At 59.1% G+C, this 18930-nt stretch carries 17 protein-coding genes; 15 read left to right on the top strand and 2 right to left on the bottom strand.

Annotated elements, in window-relative coordinates; all coding sequences use genetic code 11:
* Positions 1–14: 14 nt before the first annotated feature.
* Positions 15–1235 (bottom strand): NAD-dependent epimerase/dehydratase family protein, encoded by a 1221-nt coding sequence (locus tag ACK9YZ_RS17110; RefSeq protein WP_416064617.1) that lies wholly within the window; start codon positions 1233–1235, stop codon positions 15–17.
* 119 nt (positions 1236–1354) lie between these two features.
* Here ACK9YZ_RS17110 and ybgC point away from each other — a divergent pair, with 119 nt between their 5' ends.
* From ybgC to ACK9YZ_RS17050, 12 genes are all read left to right on the top strand, one after another.
* Positions 1355–1804, top strand: coding sequence for a tol-pal system-associated acyl-CoA thioesterase (ybgC, locus tag ACK9YZ_RS17105; RefSeq protein ID WP_416064616.1), 450 nt, complete (start codon positions 1355–1357; stop codon positions 1802–1804).
* Between the two features lie 405 nt (positions 1805–2209).
* Complete coding sequence (gene tolQ, locus ACK9YZ_RS17100) at positions 2210–2929, top strand: protein TolQ (protein ID WP_029868707.1); 720 nt, start codon at positions 2210–2212, stop codon at positions 2927–2929.
* A 14-nt stretch (positions 2930–2943) separates the two neighbouring features.
* The gene (gene tolR / locus ACK9YZ_RS17095; RefSeq protein ID WP_064818918.1) at positions 2944–3399 is read left to right on the top strand and encodes a protein TolR; all 456 of its coding nucleotides are present in this window, start codon (positions 2944–2946) and stop codon (positions 3397–3399) included.
* Between the two features lie 8 nt (positions 3400–3407).
* Complete coding sequence (locus ACK9YZ_RS17090) at positions 3408–4550, top strand: hypothetical protein (protein WP_416064615.1); 1143 nt, start codon at positions 3408–3410, stop codon at positions 4548–4550.
* The gene (locus ACK9YZ_RS17085; protein ID WP_416064614.1) at positions 4551–4997 is read left to right on the top strand and encodes a cell envelope integrity protein TolA; all 447 of its coding nucleotides are present in this window, start codon (positions 4551–4553) and stop codon (positions 4995–4997) included.
* A gap of 22 nt (positions 4998–5019) precedes the next feature.
* Entirely contained in the window at positions 5020–6330 is a 1311-nt protein-coding gene (gene tolB / locus ACK9YZ_RS17080) for a Tol-Pal system beta propeller repeat protein TolB (RefSeq protein ID WP_416064613.1), read from the top strand.
* 158 nt (positions 6331–6488) lie between these two features.
* Positions 6489–7019, top strand: a complete 531-nt coding sequence (pal, locus tag ACK9YZ_RS17075; RefSeq protein WP_416064612.1) for a peptidoglycan-associated lipoprotein Pal — start codon at positions 6489–6491, stop codon at positions 7017–7019.
* Between the two features lie 159 nt (positions 7020–7178).
* On the top strand, positions 7179–8204 hold the full coding sequence (gene ybgF, locus ACK9YZ_RS17070) for a tol-pal system protein YbgF (protein WP_416064611.1): 1026 nt from the start codon (positions 7179–7181) through the stop codon (positions 8202–8204).
* 11 nt (positions 8205–8215) lie between these two features.
* Positions 8216–9682, top strand: a complete 1467-nt coding sequence (tilS, locus tag ACK9YZ_RS17065) for a tRNA lysidine(34) synthetase TilS (protein WP_416064610.1) — start codon at positions 8216–8218, stop codon at positions 9680–9682.
* Between the two features lie 97 nt (positions 9683–9779).
* Positions 9780–11711: an ATP-dependent zinc metalloprotease FtsH gene (gene ftsH / locus ACK9YZ_RS17060; RefSeq protein WP_183735160.1), complete on the top strand. Its 1932-nt coding sequence runs from the start codon at positions 9780–9782 to the stop codon at positions 11709–11711.
* Between the two features lie 242 nt (positions 11712–11953).
* A complete protein-coding gene (glmM, locus tag ACK9YZ_RS17055; RefSeq protein WP_416064609.1) occupies positions 11954–13306 on the top strand; it encodes a phosphoglucosamine mutase in 1353 nt (450 codons plus the stop codon).
* A gap of 406 nt (positions 13307–13712) precedes the next feature.
* Positions 13713–14558 (top strand): outer membrane protein, encoded by an 846-nt coding sequence (locus ACK9YZ_RS17050; protein ID WP_416064608.1) that lies wholly within the window; start codon positions 13713–13715, stop codon positions 14556–14558.
* Between the two features lie 53 nt (positions 14559–14611).
* Here ACK9YZ_RS17050 and ACK9YZ_RS17045 read toward each other — a convergent pair whose 3' ends face one another.
* On the bottom strand, positions 14612–15232 hold the full coding sequence (locus ACK9YZ_RS17045; protein ID WP_416064607.1) for a TetR/AcrR family transcriptional regulator: 621 nt from the start codon (positions 15230–15232) through the stop codon (positions 14612–14614).
* A 79-nt stretch (positions 15233–15311) separates the two neighbouring features.
* On the opposite strand from ACK9YZ_RS17045, the gene ACK9YZ_RS17040 reads away from it, so the two are divergent.
* From ACK9YZ_RS17040 to serA, 3 genes are all read left to right on the top strand, one after another.
* Entirely contained in the window at positions 15312–15932 is a 621-nt protein-coding gene (locus ACK9YZ_RS17040) for an NAD(P)H-dependent oxidoreductase (RefSeq protein ID WP_416064606.1), read from the top strand.
* 139 nt (positions 15933–16071) lie between these two features.
* Positions 16072–17250, top strand: coding sequence for a phosphoserine transaminase (locus tag ACK9YZ_RS17035; RefSeq protein ID WP_416064605.1), 1179 nt, complete (start codon positions 16072–16074; stop codon positions 17248–17250).
* Positions 17251–17332: 82 nt separating this feature from the next.
* A complete protein-coding gene (gene serA, locus ACK9YZ_RS17030) occupies positions 17333–18928 on the top strand; it encodes a phosphoglycerate dehydrogenase (RefSeq protein ID WP_216755788.1) in 1596 nt (531 codons plus the stop codon).
* Positions 18929–18930 lie beyond the last annotated feature (2 nt).

Below are 18930 nucleotides of genomic sequence, written 5' to 3'. Positions count from 1 at the left end.
GATAAGTGCGCCGATCATGATACCGACTTTAGCCGTTTGCCTTCCGGATCGTGATTGATCGTCGCCGCGATATCCTTCGTCCAGGCTGACACGGCCGGAACGCGGGAGCGATCGACGCGGTAGGCGAATTTCTTGGCGACTTCGACGATTTCGTCGAGCAGTCCGGACTGGAGCGTAATCGGATTGAGGCCGAGGCCGAGGAACTTGTCGTTCTTGACGACCAGATCGTTTTCGGCCGCTTCCTTACGTGGGTTGGGCAGCCAGGCGATTTCGGAGCCGCTCATCTCGGCGATCATTTCGGCGAGATCGCGCACCCGATGGGTTTCCGTCATCTGGTTGAAGATTTCGACTCGCGAGCCGCGGGCGGGCGGGTTCTTCAGTGCCAGCTCGATGCACCGGACCGAATCCTGGATATGGATGAAAGCGCGCGTCTGGCCGCCGGTGCCGTGAACCGTCAGCGGATAGCCGATAGCGGCCTGAATGAGAAAACGGTTCAGCACCGTGCCGTAGTCGCCATCATAATCGAAGCGGTTGATGAGCTGCGGATGGCGGCGCGTCTGTTCGGTATGCGTGCCCCAGACGATGCCCTGATGCAGATCGGTAATCCTGAGACCGTCGTTCTTGGCATAGAATTGGAAAAGCAGCTGATCCAGGCACTTGGTCATGTGATAGATCGAGCCGGGATTGGACGGGTAGAGGATTTCCTGGGAGACGGTCTCGCCGCCCATCGTCTCGATGCCGACAGGTAGATAACCTTCAGGAATCGCAGCGCCAACCGTCGAATAGCCGTAGACGCCCATGGTGCCCAAATGGACCAGATGCGCATCGAGCTGCAGCTCGACCAGCGCATTCAGCAGGTTGTGCGTGGCGCTGACATTGTTGTTGACCGTGTAGTTCTTGTGGCGGTCGCTCTTCATCGAGTAGGGGGCGGCGCGCTGTTCGGCGAAATGGATGATCGCATCCGGCCGGTTTTCGGCGAGCCACTTCTTCAGGAGCTCGTAGTCGCGGGCGAGATCGATGAGGTTGAAATGGATGCGGCGGCCGGTTTCTGCATGCCAGATGCGGGTGCGCTCTTGGATCGAGTCCATTGGCGTCAGCGACTGGACGCCCAGTTCGGTATCGATCCAGCGGCGGGAGAGATTGTCGAGGATGTGCACGTCATGCCCGGCATCGGAGAGGTGTAGCGAGGTTGGCCAACCGATGAATCCGTCTCCGCCCATCACCGCAATCTTCATGCCACTGGCTCCTCATCGGTTTCTTCCTAACGGGAATAGTTAGGAAATATGACAATTGTTCAATGCTTGCCTGTCGAGACGTGTTGCGTCAAAGAGGGCCGGAAAGTTTGGAGAAAATTATGGCGGAACACAGTTTTTCTATTTCCGGCGAACTTACTGAAGCGGGCCACAGGCTCGTGCAGCGAGTCTATTATGAAGATACGGATTTCTCCGGTCTGGTCTATCATGCACGTTATCTGCATTTCCTCGAACGTGGCCGTACGGACTATCTGCGCTGCCTTGGTGTCGAGCAGCGTGAACTTGTCAGTGCCGACGAGGACGGGCTGGTTTTCGTTGTCCATCGCATGGAGATTGACTTCAAGAGCCCCGCCCGAATGGACAATATCCTGACCGTGCTGACCCACACGGAAAAGGCAGGGGGTGCCAAGATGGTCCTCAATCAGGAAATCCGCCGTGATGATACGGTCTTGATTGCCGCCAAGGTGATCATTGCCGTCATCAACGCCAAGGGCAGACCGCGCCGGTTGCCGGAAGCGCTGGCGAGGCAAATGCTCATTCCTGAGACCTGAGCAAGAGGCCGGCAATACCGCCGTTTCCCTGTGCGGAGCGCCCCGATACGGGGCTTGTAAAAACTTGAATTTTATGTGAAGGAATTGCCGCGCTGCAAGATGAGCGCTGTGTTCAGCAACCGGACGATTCTCCGGTCAAGTTAATCCAGGAACAAAATCTCCCGCGACATTCCCGCTGTCATAGTCTGGCACTAACGATCTATTAACCATAATGGTGTCTTACTCGCGGAGTCGGAGTTTGTGCGACGCACGCCTTCCTTTGACCAAATTTGACGGCAAGGAAGGCGAAAGAAGAGCTTGGAAGCTTGACCAGGGCTTTGGGCGGCGGCCGCCAGACATTCTTGCGTGATCACTTCGTGCCGCCCGGTCAAGCGCCGGGCGTTTGGATTCGGGGATTTTGGATCTATGGAACAAGTAGGATTGGCAGCAGCCACGACCGACGTCAGCCTCTGGTCGCTTTTCATGCAGGCCGGCATCGTCGTCAAGCTGGTCATGCTCGGCCTTATCGCCGCTTCGGTGTGGACCTGGGCTATCGTCATCGACAAATACCTGGCTTATGGCCGTGCCCGTCGCCAGTTCGACAAGTTCGAGCAGGTCTTCTGGTCGGGCCAGTCGCTGGAAGAACTTTATCGGACGCTTTCCGAGCGCAACAATACCGGCCTTGCGGCGATCTTCGTCGCGGCGATGCGCGAATGGAAGAAGTCCTTCGAGCGCGGTGCGCGTTCGCCGATCGGCCTGCAGATGCGTATCGATCGCGCCATGGATGTGACGCTTGCCCGTGAATCCGAATATCTCTCGGCCCGTCTCGGCTCGCTCGCGACGATCGGTTCGGCCGGTCCGTTCATCGGACTTTTCGGTACGGTCGTCGGCATCATGACCTCGTTCCAGGCAATCGCCGGTTCGAAGTCGACCAACCTTGCAGTCGTGGCGCCCGGTATCGCGGAAGCACTTCTGGCAACCGCCATCGGCCTGGTCGCCGCTATTCCGGCGGTTATCGCCTACAACAAGTTCTCCGCTGACGCCGGCAAGCTTTCGGGTCGCATGGAAGGCTTCGCGGATGAATTCTCCGCGATCCTTTCGCGCCAGATCGATGAGAAGCTGCAGCCGCGCCAGGCGGCGCAGTAACGGAGTAGACGACCATGGGTATGGCTGTAGGCGGCAATGGCGGAGGGGGCGGCGGACGCCGCCGCCGCGGTGGCCGCAACAAGGGAGTGATCTCCGAAATCAACGTGACGCCGCTCGTTGACGTCATGCTCGTGCTGCTCATCATCTTCATGGTGGCGGCCCCGATGATGACCGTCGGCGTTCCGATCGACCTGCCGGAAACGCAGGCCAAGGCGCTGAATTCCGAGACGCAGCCGATCACGATTTCGGTCAAGAACAGCGGCGAAGTCTATCTGCAGGAAACGCCGATCCCGGCTGAAGAAATTGCTGCCAAGCTCGAGGCGATCGCCACCACCGGTTACAACGAGCGCATCTTCGTGCGCGGCGATGCGACTGCGCCTTACGGCGTGATTGCCGACGTCATGGCCCGCATCCAGGGCGCAGGCTTCAAGAATATCGGCCTCGTGACGCAGCAGAAGAAGGACCAGTAACGCTCGAGATGAAGACCAGCATCGTCACATCTGCGGTTCTGCACGGGCTGGTGCTTACGTGGGCGCTGGTTTCGCTTGGCGCTCCGGAATCCTTCAAGGTGGAGGATTTCGAGGCGATGCCAGTCGATCTCGTGCCGGTGGAATCCATCACGCAGATGCAACAGGGCGACAAGAAGGCTCCGAAGAAGGAGACTTCCGCGCCCGTGCCGACGACACGGCCGCCGATCCCGCAACAGGCCGAAAACGCCGGCGACAACAATGTCGATTTGAAGACGCCGCCCCTTCCGAACGCCAAGCCAAGCAATAGTGAGGCGGCTGCCGCCAATTCCAGCGACAAGCCTCAGCCGCAGATCGATCCCAAGCCGAACGACGTCAAGGAAGTCAACAAGGAAGAGACCGAGGTCGAGCAGCCGAAGGAAGTTGCTTCCATTCAGCAGACCAAGCCCGCGGAAGTGACGCCGCCGAAGCCCGAGGAAAAGCCGCCGGAAGAACAGGCCCAGCCCGCAGAACCGCCGAAGCCGGATGCCGAGGCATTGCCGGATAAAGTGCCGACTCCAATCGTCAAGCCGGAGATAAGGCCGCCGGAACCGCAGAAGGCCGCCGAAAAGCCGCCGGAAAAGACTCAGGACGAACCGAAGGCTGCGGAAAAGCCGACAGACAAGAAGAAGGCCGATAAGAAGCAGGAAGTGGCGAAATCGGCTTCCTCGATGAAGAGCGACTTCAATGCCGACGAGATTTCGGCGTTGCTGAACAAGACCAATCCTTCTGCCGGTGGCGCCAAGCGCTCGACGCAAGAGGCATCGCTGGGCGCGAAGAAGAGCAACGGCGGTACTTCACTTAGCCAGAGCGAGATTGATGCTGTTCGCGGTCAGATCTCCGGTAACTGGACGGTTGTTTCCGGATTAGCAGGCGCCAGCGACGTTCGTCTTCAGGTTCGTGTTCAGCTTGATCAGGCCGGTAACGTCGTTGGCGATCCAGAAGTCATTGCGACGGGCGGGCCAGATTCAACACGTCAAGCGCTCAAGAGCAGCGTCTACCGCGCTGTCATGAAATCATCCCCTCTCAAAAATTTGCCGGCGGACAAATATGAGGGAGAAAATGGCTGGAACGAGATGGTTCTCAACTTCGATGCCAGCGATTTGGGGATTTAAGTGTCTAAGAACCAGTTCCATTTCGCGAAGGTTGTAGGGATATACGGGGTGCTGACAGGGTTGATCCTTGGTCTCGCATTTCCCTTCAATGCAAATGCGGAGACGGCTAATCGCCGAAACAGCAATGCAAATTCGCCGGTTCTCAGTGTGGCTGAAATTAAGGCGTTGGTAAACGCGATTGAACGTCAATTCATCGTCGACAGCCGCCCGAAAGACATCGGCAGCGTGCGTTTAATGATCCACATAAAGCTAGCCAAAGACGGGCAGATCGTAGGCAACCCTGATGTGCAGGCCACCGGTGGCAGTGAGCGTGCGCAGAAAAGTCTTAGCGATGCCGGCCTTCGCGCAGTTCGTCGCGCAGCTCCTTTTACGATGCTTCCGAAAGATAAATACGATGTCTGGAAGGAAGTTGTTTTCAACTTCGACGCCAGCGCTCTTACACAATAAGATGCTGAAAGGCTTGTTTGAAATGGTCAAGTGTTCCCTCATTCGCGTCCTGATGGTCGTTGTCGGCCTAGTTGGGGTCGCCGCCTTCACGACTCCAGCGACCGCGCGTGTCGAGATCAACATCAACAAGGGTAACATCCAGCCGCTGCCGATTGCCGTGACGGATTTCCTTCAGGGCAACATGGGTGCGCAGGTCTCGCAGGTCATTGCGGCCGACCTGCAGCGCTCCGGTTTGTTTGCGCCCATTAACAAATCCGCCTTCATCGAGAAGATCTCTAATCCGGACGCCGCTCCTCGCTTCGAGGACTGGAAGGTCATCAATGCCCAGGCACTGGTCACCGGCCGCGTCACCCAGGAAGCGGACGGTCGCCTTCGCGCCGAGTTCCGTCTCTGGGACACATTTGCCGGCCAGCAGATGACCGGCCAGCAGTTCTACACGCAGCCTGAGAACTGGCGTCGCGTTGCCCACATCATCGCCGACGCGATCTACAAGCAGATCACCGGTGAAGAGGGCTATTTCGATACCCGCGTCGTCTTCGTTTCCGAATCCGGCACCAAGCAGCAGCGCAAGCGCCAGCTGGCGATCATGGATCAGGATGGCTTCAACGTGCGCATGCTGACGGATGGCAGTGACCTCGTGCTGACGCCGCGCTTCTCGCCGAACCGGCAGGAAGTGACCTACATGTCCTTCGCCAACCAGCAGCCGCGCGTTTATCTGCTGCAGCTCGAAACCGGACAGCGTGAAGTGGTCGGCAACTTCCCGGGCATGACCTTTTCGCCGCGCTTCTCTCCCGATGGCCAGAAGGTCATCATGAGCCTGCAGCAGGAAGGCAATTCCAACATCTATACGATGGACCTGCGTTCGCGCACGACGACCCGTCTGACCTCGACGGCGGCCATCGACACGTCGCCCTCCTATTCGCCTGACGGCAACCGTATCGCCTTCGAAAGTGACCGCGGCGGACAGTCGCAGATCTATGTCATGAATGCCGATGGTTCGGGCCAGACCCGCATTTCCTTCGGTGATGGCCGATACTCCACGCCGGTCTGGTCGCCGCGCGGCGATCTGATCGCCTTCACCAAGCAGTCGGGCGGCAAGTTCTCGATCGGCGTCATGAAGCCGGATGGCTCGGGCGAGCGTATTCTGACCACTGGTTTCCATAATGAAGGCCCGACCTGGGCGCCGAATGGCCGCGTCATCATGTTCTTCCGCCAGGCAGCAGGCGCGGGTGGTCCGCAGCTCTATTCGATCGATCTCACGGGCTATAATGAACAGGCCATCAAGACGCCGGCCTATGGTTCGGACCCGGCCTGGTCGCCGCTTCTGGAGTAGTGGAGGGGCCGAAATTCGCCTTCATGTCGCCGCAAAGTCCTGAAAATGGGCGATGCAGGGACAAATCAACGAATTGTTAACCATAATCTTTGAGGGCCGGTTAACCGAGTGCGGTTACTGTCCGGCAACCCTGATTGAAGTCGCAAGGAGACCCGGCCATGAGCCGAATTCACACCCCGGCAATGAGCCGTCTGCAGAATTTCGCCCGCAACCCCGTCATGATCGCGCTTGTCGCCGGTCTCGCTCTTGCGAGCTGCGCCAACAAGAAGAACGTGCCGAACAGCGCCGGTGATCTCGGCCTCGGTGCCGGTGCGGCAACGCCAGGCTCTGCCCAGGACTTCACGGTCAATGTCGGCGACCGCATCTTCTTCGACACCGACTCCACGTCGATCCGCGCCGATGCTGCCCAGACGCTCGACCGTCAGGCACAGTGGCTCGGGCGCTATCCGAACTATGCAATCACCGTCGAAGGCCATGCCGACGAGCGCGGCACGCGCGAATACAACCTTGCTCTCGGCGCCCGCCGCGCGGCAGCTGCCAAGGATTATCTCGCTTCGCGCGGCGTCCCGGCCCAGCGCATGAAGACGATCTCCTACGGCAAGGAACGTCCGGTCGCCGTCTGCGACGATATTTCCTGCTGGTCGCAGAACCGCCGCGCCGTCACCGTTCTCGGCGGCGCAGGCATGTAATTTCCGGCAAAACCCGGAATTTGAGAAGGCGGTCCTTTGCGGGCCGCCTTTCTTTTTGACCACACTTTGGCCAGACTCCGTTGCTTTTTGAAAGCAATTGGAAAAATCTCCTGTTCGTGCCATCGAGGCGCGAAGAATCACTGGGACAGGACGATACAAATGAAGAAACTAGTCGTGGCAGGCATGCTGTGCCTTGCGGCCGTGACCGGGAGCGAGCGAGCGGCGTATTCCGCTTCGTTCTTCGGCTTGCATATCGGCGGCCAATCCGCGCAACAGAGCCAGCCGGCAGCGCCCGTCGTCGAGGTGCAGAGCAGCGGCGCGGAAATCCGTATCCAGCAGATGGAAGATCAGATGCGGCAGTTGAACGGTCGTATCGAGGAAATGAGCTATCAACTCCTCCAGATGCAGGAGACGATCCGCAAGCAGCAGGAAGACAATGAATTCCGCTTCCAGCAACTCGAAAAGACGGGCGGCGCAAGCGGTGGTGGCGGTGCCAAGGCGCCGGTGAAAAAGAGCGAGGCAGATGTCGCTCCGCCGGCCTCAGGCGGTGGCGACGATATCGCCAAGGTCATCCAAGCCCCGCAGGGAGCCGAAACGGCTCCCTCCACCGATGTGCCGGTCAATGAAGGCCTCGGCCAGCCGCCGCGCGAGCTGGGCTCCATGGATTTCGACCAGAACGGCAATCAGATCGGCGGTTCGGTGAATCAAGGTGCAACGGTCGGTTCCGCGCCGCTTCCGGATGCTGCGCCGAAGGGCAATAGTCTTCCAGGCGTAACCGCACCGCAGCAGACAGCTTCGCTCGGCAGCGAATCCGATCAGTACAAGGCCGCCTATGGTCACGTGCTTTCCGGCGATTACAACATTGCCGAACAGGAATTCACGCAGTATATCGGCCGCTATCCGAACAGCGCACGGACTCCGGACGCGAATTTCTGGCTCGGTGAAGCACTTTATTCCCAAGGCAAATTCAATGAGGCGGCGAAGACCTTCCTGAACGCCCATCAGAAATATGGCACCTCCGAAAAGGCGCCGGAGATGCTGCTGAAGCTGGGCATGTCGCTTGCCGCGCTCGACAATACCGAGACTGCCTGTGCGACGCTGCGCGAAGTTTCCAAGCGCTATCCGAAGGCTTCCCGCGCTGTCATAAACAAGGTTGCGAGCGAACAGAAGCGTCTCGCCTGCTGAGGTCTTCCGGTTTGTTTCCGGAGGATCCCATTTCCCCTGAGGCGGCAGTCGACCGTTTCCTCACCTCGCTGAAGACGCCTGCGCGCATTCTGGTCGCGATCTCGGGCGGAAGCGATTCCACCGGCCTGCTTCTCCTGCTTTCCGAAGCGCAGAAAGCCGCTCCCAATCTTTCCATTTCCCTTTGCGCCGCGACCATCGACCACGCGCTGCGCCCCGAATCTGCAGACGAGGCGCGTCAGGTCGCAGCCCTCTGCGCATCGCTCGGCATTCCGCACCGGACGATGGTCTGGCAGAACGCGAAGCCGAAAACCGGCATCATGGCTGCCGCGCGTGAGGCGCGTTACGGTCTTCTCGCCGAGGCGGCGGAAGCGTTTGAAGCCAACCTTATCGTCACCGGGCATACGGCCGACGATCAGCGTGAGACGTTACGGATGCGGGGGATGCGGGCGGAGCAGATTTCGACGGGCATTGCCGATGCGGTGCTCTTCGACCGGCGCTTCTGGATCCTGCGGCCGCTGCTTTTCTCCACCCGTACCGATATTCGCGCTTTCCTGAGCGCACGAGGCGTGTCGTGGATCGACGATCCCAGCAACGAGGATATGAAATATGAACGCGTGCGGACGCGCAGGCAGCTATCGGCCGAAGCCGATGCAGAGAGAGATATGCGTGGGGCCGGGCAAGAGCGGTTGGCTCTTGCGTCCGAGGGAGCCGAATGGCTGGATCGATATTTCAGGCTTCATGGCGGCCTGCTCGGGCAAGTGATGCCTGATGGCCTGAAGCAGGATCGCGCCGTCCTCGATTATGCGCTCGGCCGCCTGGCTGCCGTTTTCGGCGGGCAGCCGTTTGTGCCGGGGAGGGTGCAGATGGAGCGGCTTCTTGCGTTCGCTGTTGGTGGCAAGCCGGGGCGAATGACTGTCGGCAGGGTGGTATTCGATCTGCGGCGTGATGGGCTATATCTGGCGCGGGAGAGCCGGGGAATATTGCCGCTGGTGCTTCGGCCGGGAGAGGCCGGGGTTTGGGATGGACGGTTCGCGGTACGCAATGGATCGGTGGCCTCGATCGCAATCGAAGCCGCGGCCACACACTCCCCCTCATTCCTGTGCTTGTCACAAGAATCCAGCGTGTCCAAGTCCTTGGGCACGGAAGACTCTCTTTCGCTGCATATGGAGTCATTCACCGCGCGGACGCGCGGTGGCTGGATTCCTGTGACAAGCACAGGAATGAGGGAGCATCATTTTGGGCACCTTCCCAAAGCAGCATGGAAGCGCGCAATCGCCTCGGCGCCCGCCTTGTCCGCAGAAGGAGCTTATTTAGCTTCAGAATCCGTCCGATCCGTCGATTTGGCGCCCTATTTTGCCCTTTTCGACCGGTTTTTGACACGATTTGATTTCACCTTTGCCGACAGGCTTTCGGCAGTTTTCTCAAGGGTGCCCTATGCGGAGCCGCCTTTAAGAAGTATTGACGGAAAAACGATCTGACAGAGTGGATCGCCTTGGCAATGGCTTGGCGCAACCCTATGTTAGAGACGAAATATGACGGCCGCCATGAGGTGACTGTCCAGTGCTGGGGAGTTCGATGAACCCTAACTTACGTAATTTCGCATTGTGGGCGATCATAGCGTTGCTGCTGATTGCCCTCTTCAGTATGTTTCAGACGGCTCCGGCGCAGACGGGTTCCCGCGAAATCCCTTATTCGCAGTTCCTGCGTGAGGTTGATGCGGGCCGGGTGAAGGATGTTGTGGTCACCGGTAACAGGCTGACCGGAACATATCTGGAAAACAACAATACCTTCCAGACCTATTCGCCCGTCATTGACGACAATCTGCTCGAGCGCCTGCAGGGCAAGAATGTCGCCGTCACTGCGCGCCCGGAAACCGATGGTTCTTCCGGCTTCCTGAGCTATCTCGGGACGCTGCTGCCGATGCTCTTGATCCTCGGTGTCTGGCTGTTCTTCATGCGCCAGATGCAGGGTGGTTCGCGTGGCGCGATGGGTTTCGGCAAATCCAAGGCCAAGCTTCTGACCGAGGCGCATGGCCGTGTGACCTTTGACGACGTCGCCGGTGTGGATGAAGCCAAGCAGGATCTGGAAGAGATCGTCGAATTCCTGCGCGACCCGCAGAAGTTCCAGCGCCTCGGCGGCAAGATTCCGCGCGGTGTGCTGCTCGTCGGCCCTCCAGGTACCGGTAAGACGCTGCTCGCCCGCTCGGTCGCCGGCGAAGCCAATGTTCCGTTCTTCACCATTTCCGGTTCGGATTTCGTGGAAATGTTCGTCGGCGTCGGTGCAAGCCGCGTCCGCGACATGTTCGAGCAGGCGAAGAAGAATGCACCGTGCATCATCTTCATCGACGAAATCGACGCCGTCGGTCGCCATCGTGGTGCCGGTCTCGGCGGCGGTAACGATGAACGTGAGCAGACGCTGAACCAGTTGCTCGTCGAGATGGACGGCTTTGAGGCCAATGAAGGCATCATCCTGATTGCCGCGACCAACCGTCCCGACGTTCTCGATCCTGCACTCTTGCGTCCGGGCCGTTTCGACCGCCAGGTCGTCGTTCCGAACCCTGACATCGTCGGCCGCGAACGTATCCTGAAGGTGCATGCCCGCAACGTTCCGCTGGCGCCGAATGTCGATCTCAAGGTCTTGGCTCGCGGCACGCCCGGCTTCTCGGGTGCCGACCTGATGAACCTCGTCAACGAAGCTGCTCTCATGGCCGCCCGCCGCAACAAGCGCGTCGTGACCATGCAGGAATTCGAAGACGCCAAGGACAAGATCATGATGGGCGCCGAGCGCCGCTCTTCGGCCATGACCGAAGCGGAAAAGAAGCTCACCGCTTATCACGAGGCCGGTCACGCCATCACTGCGCTCAACGTAGCCGTCGCCGATCCGTTGCACAAGGCAACGATCATTCCGCGCGGCCGTGCGCTCGGCATGGTCATGCAGCTTCCTGAGGGCGACCGCTACTCGATGAGCTACAAATGGATGATCTCGCGCCTTTGCATCATGATGGGTGGCCGTGTCGCCGAAGAGCTGACCTTCGGCAAGGAGAACATCACTTCGGGTGCCTCCTCCGACATTGAGCAGGCGACCAAGCTTGCCCGTGCGATGGTCACCCAGTGGGGCTTCTCCGATGAGCTCGGCCAGGTTGCTTATGGCGAGAACCAGCAGGAGGTCTTCCTCGGTCATTCCGTCTCGCAATCGAAGAATGTCTCCGAAGCGACCGCGCAGAAGATCGACAATGAAGTGCGTCGCCTGATCGACGAGGCTTATACCCAAGCCCGCACGATCCTGACGGAAAAGCATGACGAGTTCGTCGCGCTCGCCGAAGGCCTGCTCGAATACGAGACGCTGACCGGCGAAGAGATCAAAGCGCTGATCCGTGGCGAAAAGCCTGCACGCGATCTTGGCGATGATTCGCCTCCGAGCCGCGGCTCGGCCGTGCCGAAGGCCGGTGTGCGCCCAGCTTCCAAGGGTGATGAACCCGAGGGTGGGCTGGAACCTCAGCCTCACTGAAGTTGAGCAGGAATTTGCTTAAAGGGCCGGATTTCCACAGGGAATCCGGCCCTTTTAATATTAGTAACAGGATATAATCAGCTTTCTTGGTAATTTACGTGCCGGTTACGCGGTTTTGTGGCATTCCGCTGATTAAAGACAAGTCTGATCAAGATTTTGGGCGCAGCACCAATCTTTGAAGCCGGATTCTTGCTTGAGGAATGCGTAAGCTTCTACGGCGCGCGGAAAGCGCAGGAGTGCATATGAAAAGACGCTATTTTGGGACGGACGGCATCCGAGGCCAAGCCAATATCTTCCCCATGACGCCGGACCTTGCGATGCGGGTCGGCATCGCGGCAGGAACAATTTTCCGTAACGGCGCCCACCGTCATCGTGTGGTGATCGGCAAGGACACGCGCCTGTCAGGATACATGCTGGAGAATGCCCTCGTGGCGGGCTTTACCGCGGCGGGACTGGACGTGTTCTTGCTCGGCCCTATCCCGACCCCTGCTGTTGCCATGCTGACGCGTTCGCTGCGATGCGATATCGGCGTAATGATTTCGGCCTCGCATAATCCGTTCCAGGACAATGGTATCAAGCTTTTCGGTCCTGACGGCTACAAGCTCTCCGATGACATCGAAGCACAGATCGAGGACCTGCTCGACAAGGATCTATCGGGACAGCTTGCCAAGGCTGAGGAAATCGGCCGAGCCAAGCGTGTCGACGGCGATATCTACCGCTATCTCGAACACGTCAAACGCACCTTGCCGCGCGACGTGACCTTGCAGGGCCTGCGCGTCGCGGTCGACTGCGCCAACGGTGCGGCCTACAAGGTGGCGCCTGCCGTTCTGTGGGAGCTCGGCGCCGATGTGGTGACGATCGGCAACGATCCGAACGGCACGAACATCAACCTGAATTGCGGCTCCACCAGCCCGGTCGCCCTGCAGAAGAAAGTCGACGAGGTGCGCGCCGATATCGGCATCGCGCTCGATGGCGATGCGGACCGCGTCATCATCGTCGATGAAAACGGCTCGATCGTCGACGGCGATCAGCTGATGGCCGTCATTGCCGAAAGCTGGGCCGAGAGCCAGCAGCTGCGCGGCAACGGTATCGTTGCGACCGTCATGTCCAATCTTGGCCTCGAACGTTTCCTTGAGGACAAGGGCCTCGGCCTTGCCCGCACGAAGGTCGGTGACCGTTACGTCGTCGAGCATATGCGCCAGCACAATTACAATGTCGGCGGCGAGCAGTCCGGCCATATCGTGCTTTCGGATTACGGCACGACCGGCGACGGTCTCGTTGCCGCCCTGCAGATTCTGGCGGCCGTCAAGCGTACCGGCAAGACGGTCAGCGAAATCTGCCGCCGCTTCGAGCCGGTGCCGCAGCTTCTGCGCAATGTCCGCATTGCCGGCGGCAAGCCGCTGGAGGACCTGCAGGTGGTCAAGGCGATTGCCGATGCGGAAGCCGAGCTTTCCAAGAGTGGCCGTCTCGTCATCCGCCCGTCCGGCACCGAGCCGCTGATCCGCGTCATGGCGGAAGGCGACGACCGGGCGCAGATCGAGCGCATAGTCAACGATCTGATCGGCACGATTTCGAGCGTACGCAGCGCCGCCTGAAAGCGCCGCAAAAAGATTGAAAGCCGGCCTTCGTGCCGGCTTTTCTATTGGCGCTGCGCGAGCCATGCGCCGGGCTGCTGGTGAACATCAGCTCCCGCGTGGAAAAATCTTCGGTTTATCTTAACCGGTTCGCTGCCGAAAGAACATGCGGGCCATGCGGTTTGCTTGTCTTTCTGCTTTCTTCGTCCGCCATCGCGAATCCACGACGCTTTTATTTATCGTCTTGCTGATTCCAGACGTCGAAACAAGCAGATGGCCCATATTTACTTATTCGAAACATGTTCTGCCGTGCATATTCGAATTACTTCTTATGGTTAAGCAGCTTTTAACGTTTCCGATTCATTATCCATAAAAAGCGTAACCGTTTTGGCGCCAGCACGCCGACGCAACCGACTGGAGTGAATCCATGAAACGAACCTTGTCCGGTATCTTCGCCGCGCTGTTGATCGCGTCGAACGCCTATTCTGCCGATCTTGCTCCGGTCGAGCCAGTGCCGGAACAGCCGCCGGAAGTCGCCGTTACCGAGTCGACCGGCTGGTATCTGCGCGGTGATATCGGTTACGCCTTCACTGATCTGCGTGGCGCGAAATTCTTCCAGGGGAGCAACGCTCTGGAAGCCGATTTCGACGATGCTGATCTAGACGATGCCTGGATGATAGGCGGCGGTGTCGGTTATCAGATCAACAACTATCTGCGCACCGACTTGACCTTTGACTACCTCACGAAATCAGACTTCCGTGGTTCGACGGTTGGCGGCGGCGCTGCTTTCGGTGCCTGCGTTGTCGCGTGTACGTCGACGGACGTATCGTCGATGACGGCCTATACGCTGCTCGCAAACGCCTACGTCGATCTCGGCACCTACGCCTACTTCACGCCTTATGTCGGCGCCGGTATCGGTGGTTCCTACGTCAAGTGGAAGGATCTTCACAACGTTGCCTGCGCCGATGACGGCAGCGGGTGCGACGACGAAGTCGTCCATGGCGGCCGCGGCGGCTGGCGCTTCAGCTACGCTCTCATGGCCGGTGCTTCGATCGACGTAACCTGCAACGTCAAGGCCGATGTCGGCTACCGCTATCTGCATATCAATGGCGGCGACATGTTTGGCTACAACGAAAACGGCGGCCCGGGTCGCGACCGTGGTATCAACGTCCACGAAGCCCGCATCGGTGCCCGTTATCTCTTCGACGGCTGCGCCCAGCCGGTTGCCTACGAGCCGCCGCAAATTCCGCTGCAGCAGCCGGTCTACAAATAAGAGCGAAGTTTTAAAGATTATCGAAAGCCGTCCGAAAAGGCGGCTTTTTCGTTTCAGCAAGTGCTTCTCGAAACCATGCCTAGGATGATTTCGAACAACTCGCTTTCGGCTTGCGTAGCAGTAATCTCGCCTGTTGCTGCGGCATAGGAGAGAGTCTCGGCCGCGCCGAGCATTGCCCAAAGGCTCGCTGAAGCGATCGTCCCTGCACCAACGAAGGGCGTGAGTACGGATCTGCATTGGTTCATGAAAACCACCTGACACTCGTGCTTGACCTTTTCCAATTCCGGGGAACTTGCCAAAGCTGCGATCACATCGGGAATTTCACGCCCCTGTGTGAGAACGCAATCGATATAGGAGGTGGCCATCACCTTTGCCTTGTCGCTCAGTGCCTGTCCGCTTTCACGAAGCGCAGTATTCATCAGCGCCGTCTGCCGATCATCAAATTCGCGGTAAAGTTCAGCAAGCAGTCCTGGCCGTGTGCCGAAATGATCGTAGACGACAGGTTTCGCCACGCCCGCTAGTTCGGCGAGCCGGCCAAGCGTCAGCGCATCGGTCCCTTCTTCCCGGATCAACCGCCACGACACGTCCAGAAGCTGTCGATGCCGTTCCTCTCTCGAAAGCCGGCGGCGCGGGCGCGCGGTGGTGCTGTTATGTCGGTTGTCAACGCTTGACATCATAACCTACGAAAAGTAACTTACGAAAAGTATATAAGCCGTCGACCTTGCTCGCAAGCGTCGATCAGGAGGTTTCGACATGCGCGCACTCATCGTTCTCGCTCATCCCGATTCTGGTTCTCTCAGCCATGGCGTTGCCGCGCAAATTGCCGCGGGCATATTGGCGTTCGACGGCGCCAACTCCTTCGACATCGCGGATCTAACGGATGAGGCTTTCGATCCGAGATTCAGCGAGGCCGATATTGCTGCCCATCGCCGGAAAGCTGCGCCCCCCGCCGATGTCGCCGCCGAGCAGGCGAGAATCGATCGCGCTGATGCACTTATATTGGTCTATCCGGTCTATTGGTGGTCGATGCCGGCCCTGATGAAAGGCTGGATCGATCGCGTCTTTGCGAATGGCTGGGCTTATGACGACGTACCCGGCAGCAAGGTCGTGAAGAAGCTCGGGCATCTGCGGGTGCATCTCGTCGGTATCGGTGGTGCAGATGTCAGCACCTATGAGCGGCACGGCTATCTCAACGCGATGAGGACGCAGATCGACCATGGCATTTTCGACTACTGCGGCGCCCATGTGGTGATGTCGGAACTGTTTCTCGACTCGGATTCAGGAAATGCTGCTGCCCATATCGAGGCGGCGTCTTGCATTGGTCGCAACATCTTCAATTTTCAGGGCCGCTGTACCGCAAGCAGTGCGGCGTAACCGGAAAGGCGATCGCCACTGCGGCAAAATATCCTCCAGAAACGACGTCAGCCGCTTGACTATGACGGGCTTCGCCCATAAACACGGCGGCGGGACACTCCTCCCCAACGAGGAGCCATCTATCTGGAAGGGTAGCAACATGGCAAATACCGCAAAGCCGGACGTGCGTCCGCAAAGCACTCATTTTTCTTCTGGCCCCTGCGCGAAACGTCCTGGTTGGACGCTCGAAGCTCTTTCCGATGCGGCCCTTGGCCGTTCGCACCGTGCGAAAGTCGGCAAGGCCAAGCTGAAGCAGGCGATCGATCTCACCCGTGAAATTCTGGAAGTACCTGCGGATTACCGCATCGGCATCGTTCCTGCTTCCGATACCGGCGCTGTCGAGATGGCGCTTTGGTCGCTGCTCGGTGAGCGCGGCGTCGACATGGTCGCCTGGGAAAGCTTCGGTGCCGGCTGGGTTACCGACGTCGTCAAGCAGCTGAAGCTGAAGGACGTTCGCAAGATCGAAGCCGGTTACGGCGAACTTCCCGACCTTTCCACTGTCGATTTCGACCGTGACGTGGTCTTTACCTGGAACGGCACAACCTCGGGCGTCCGCGTTCCGAATGCCGATTTCATCCCTGATGACCGCAAAGGTCTGACGATCTGCGACGCGACCTCGGCCGCTTTCGCACAGAACCTCGATTTCGCCAAGCTCGATGTCGTCACCTTCTCCTGGCAGAAGGTTCTGGGCGGCGAGGGTGCGCATGGCATCCTCATCCTGTCGCCGCGCGCCGTCGAACGTCTCGTCTCCTATCAGCCGGCATGGCCGCTGCCGAAGATCTTCCGCCTGACCTCGGGCGGCAAGCTCATCGAAGGCATCTTCCAGGGCGAGACGATCAACACGCCGTCGATGCTCTGCGTCGAGGACTACATCGACGCGCTTCTCTGGGCCAAGCAGCTCGGCGGTCTGAAGGCACTTATCGGTCGCGCCGATGCGAATGCCAAGGTTATCGCCGATTTCGTTGCCGCAAACGACTGGATCGCCAATCTGGCTGTCAGACCGGAGATCGAATCCAACACCTCGATCTGCCTGAAGATCGTCGACAAGGATGTGGCTGCTCTCGATGCCGATGGCCAGGCGAATTTCGCCAAGGGCCTCGTCGCTCTCCTCGAAAAGGAAGGCGTCGCTTACGACATCGGCGCTTACCGTGACGCTCCGTCCGGGCTGCGCATCTGGGCGGGTGCTACGATCGAAACTGCAGACATGCAGAAGCTGATGCCGTGGCTTTCCTGGGCTTTTGAAACCCAGAAAGCCGCGCTTTCTCAGGCTGCTGCCTGACGTGATCGCATCCGGCTCCGCCTGATGGCGAAGCCCCGCATTCCGAATTCATTCATCGCTGAACTCTTTGAAGGAGGCCCTCATGGCACCTCGCGTTCTCGTATCCGACGAATTGTCGGAAACTGCCGTCCAGATCTTTCGCGATCGCGGCGTCGAAGTCGATTTCCAGCCGCAGCTCGGCAAGGACAAGGACAAGCTGTTCGAAGTCATCGGCAATTATGACGGTCTCGCCATCCGTTCCGCCACGAAGGTGACAGAGAAGATCATCGAAGCGGCCAAGAACCTAAAGGTCGTCGGCCGTGCCGGTATCGGCGTCGACAATGTCGATATCCCGGCCGCATCGCGCCGCGGTATCATCGTCATGAACACGCCGTTCGGTAACTCGATCACGACTGCCGAACACGCAATCGCCCTGATGTTTGCCGTCGCACGTCAGCTTCCGGCTGCCGACACCTCGACGCAGGCCGGCAAGTGGGAGAAGTCGAAGTTCATGGGTGTTGAAATCACCGGCAAGACGCTTGGCGTCATTGGTGCCGGTAATATCGGCTCCATAGTCTGCGCTCGCGCCATCGGCCTGAAGATGCACGTCGTCGCTTATGATCCGTTCCTCTCCAAGGAGCGCGCCGAGGAAATGGGCGTCACTAAAGTCGAGCTCGACGAGCTGCTCGCCCAGGCCGATTTCATCACGCTGCACGTGCCGATGACGGACAAGACGCGCGGCATCCTGAACAAGGAAGCGCTTGCCAAGACCAAGCCCGGTGTTCGCATCATCAACTGCGCACGCGGCGGTCTCGTCGATGAGGCGGCTCTTGCCGATGCGATCAAGTCCGGCCATGTTGCCGGTGCTGCCTTCGACGTCTTCGAAGTCGAACCCGCCAAGGAAAGCCCGCTCTTCGGCCTGCCGAACGTCGTCTGCACGCCGCACCTCGGTGCTTCGACCACGGAAGCGCAGGAGAACGTCGCTCTGCAGGTTGCCGAGCAGATGGCGGACTACCTCGTCAAGGGTGCGGTTTCGAACGCCATCAACATGCCCTCGATAACAGCTGAGGAAGCACCGATCCTGAAGCCGTTCATCAAGCTCGCTGATGTTCTCGGCGCCTTCGTCGGCCAGGTTACGGAAGAGCCGATCAAGGAAATCGAGATCCTCTACGACGGCGTCACGGCCAGCATGAACACCCGCGCGCTGACCTCTGCGGTTCTCGCAGGCCTGATCCGCTCGCAGGTTGCCGACGTCAACATGGTTTCGGCGCCGATCATGATCAAGGAAAAAGGTATTATCCTTTCCGAAGTCAAGCGCGACAAGACTGGCGTCTTCGACGGCTATATCAAGCTGACCGTGACGACGGAATCCATGACGCGCTCGATTGCCGGCACGGTCTTCTCCGACGGTAAGCCGCGCTTCATTCAGATCAAGGGCATCAACCTCGACGCCGATGTCGGCAGCCATATGATCTACATCGCCAATACCGACGTTCCCGGCATGATCGGCTTCATCGGCACGACGCTCGGTGCTGCTGACGTCAACATTGCCAATTTCCAGCTCGGCCGCGACAAGCAGGGCGGCGACGCCATCGCTCTGCTCTATGTCGATGCTGCGGTTGACGAAGCCGTTCTGAACAAGTTGACAGCACATCCGGCGATCCGCCAGGCAAAGCTGCTCGCCTTTAACGTCGACTGAGT

This window comes from Rhizobium sp. ZK1, assembly GCF_047782645.1.
GTDB lineage: Bacteria > Pseudomonadota > Alphaproteobacteria > Rhizobiales > Rhizobiaceae > Rhizobium.
This window is presented reverse-complemented; position numbering and strand designations above follow the sequence as displayed.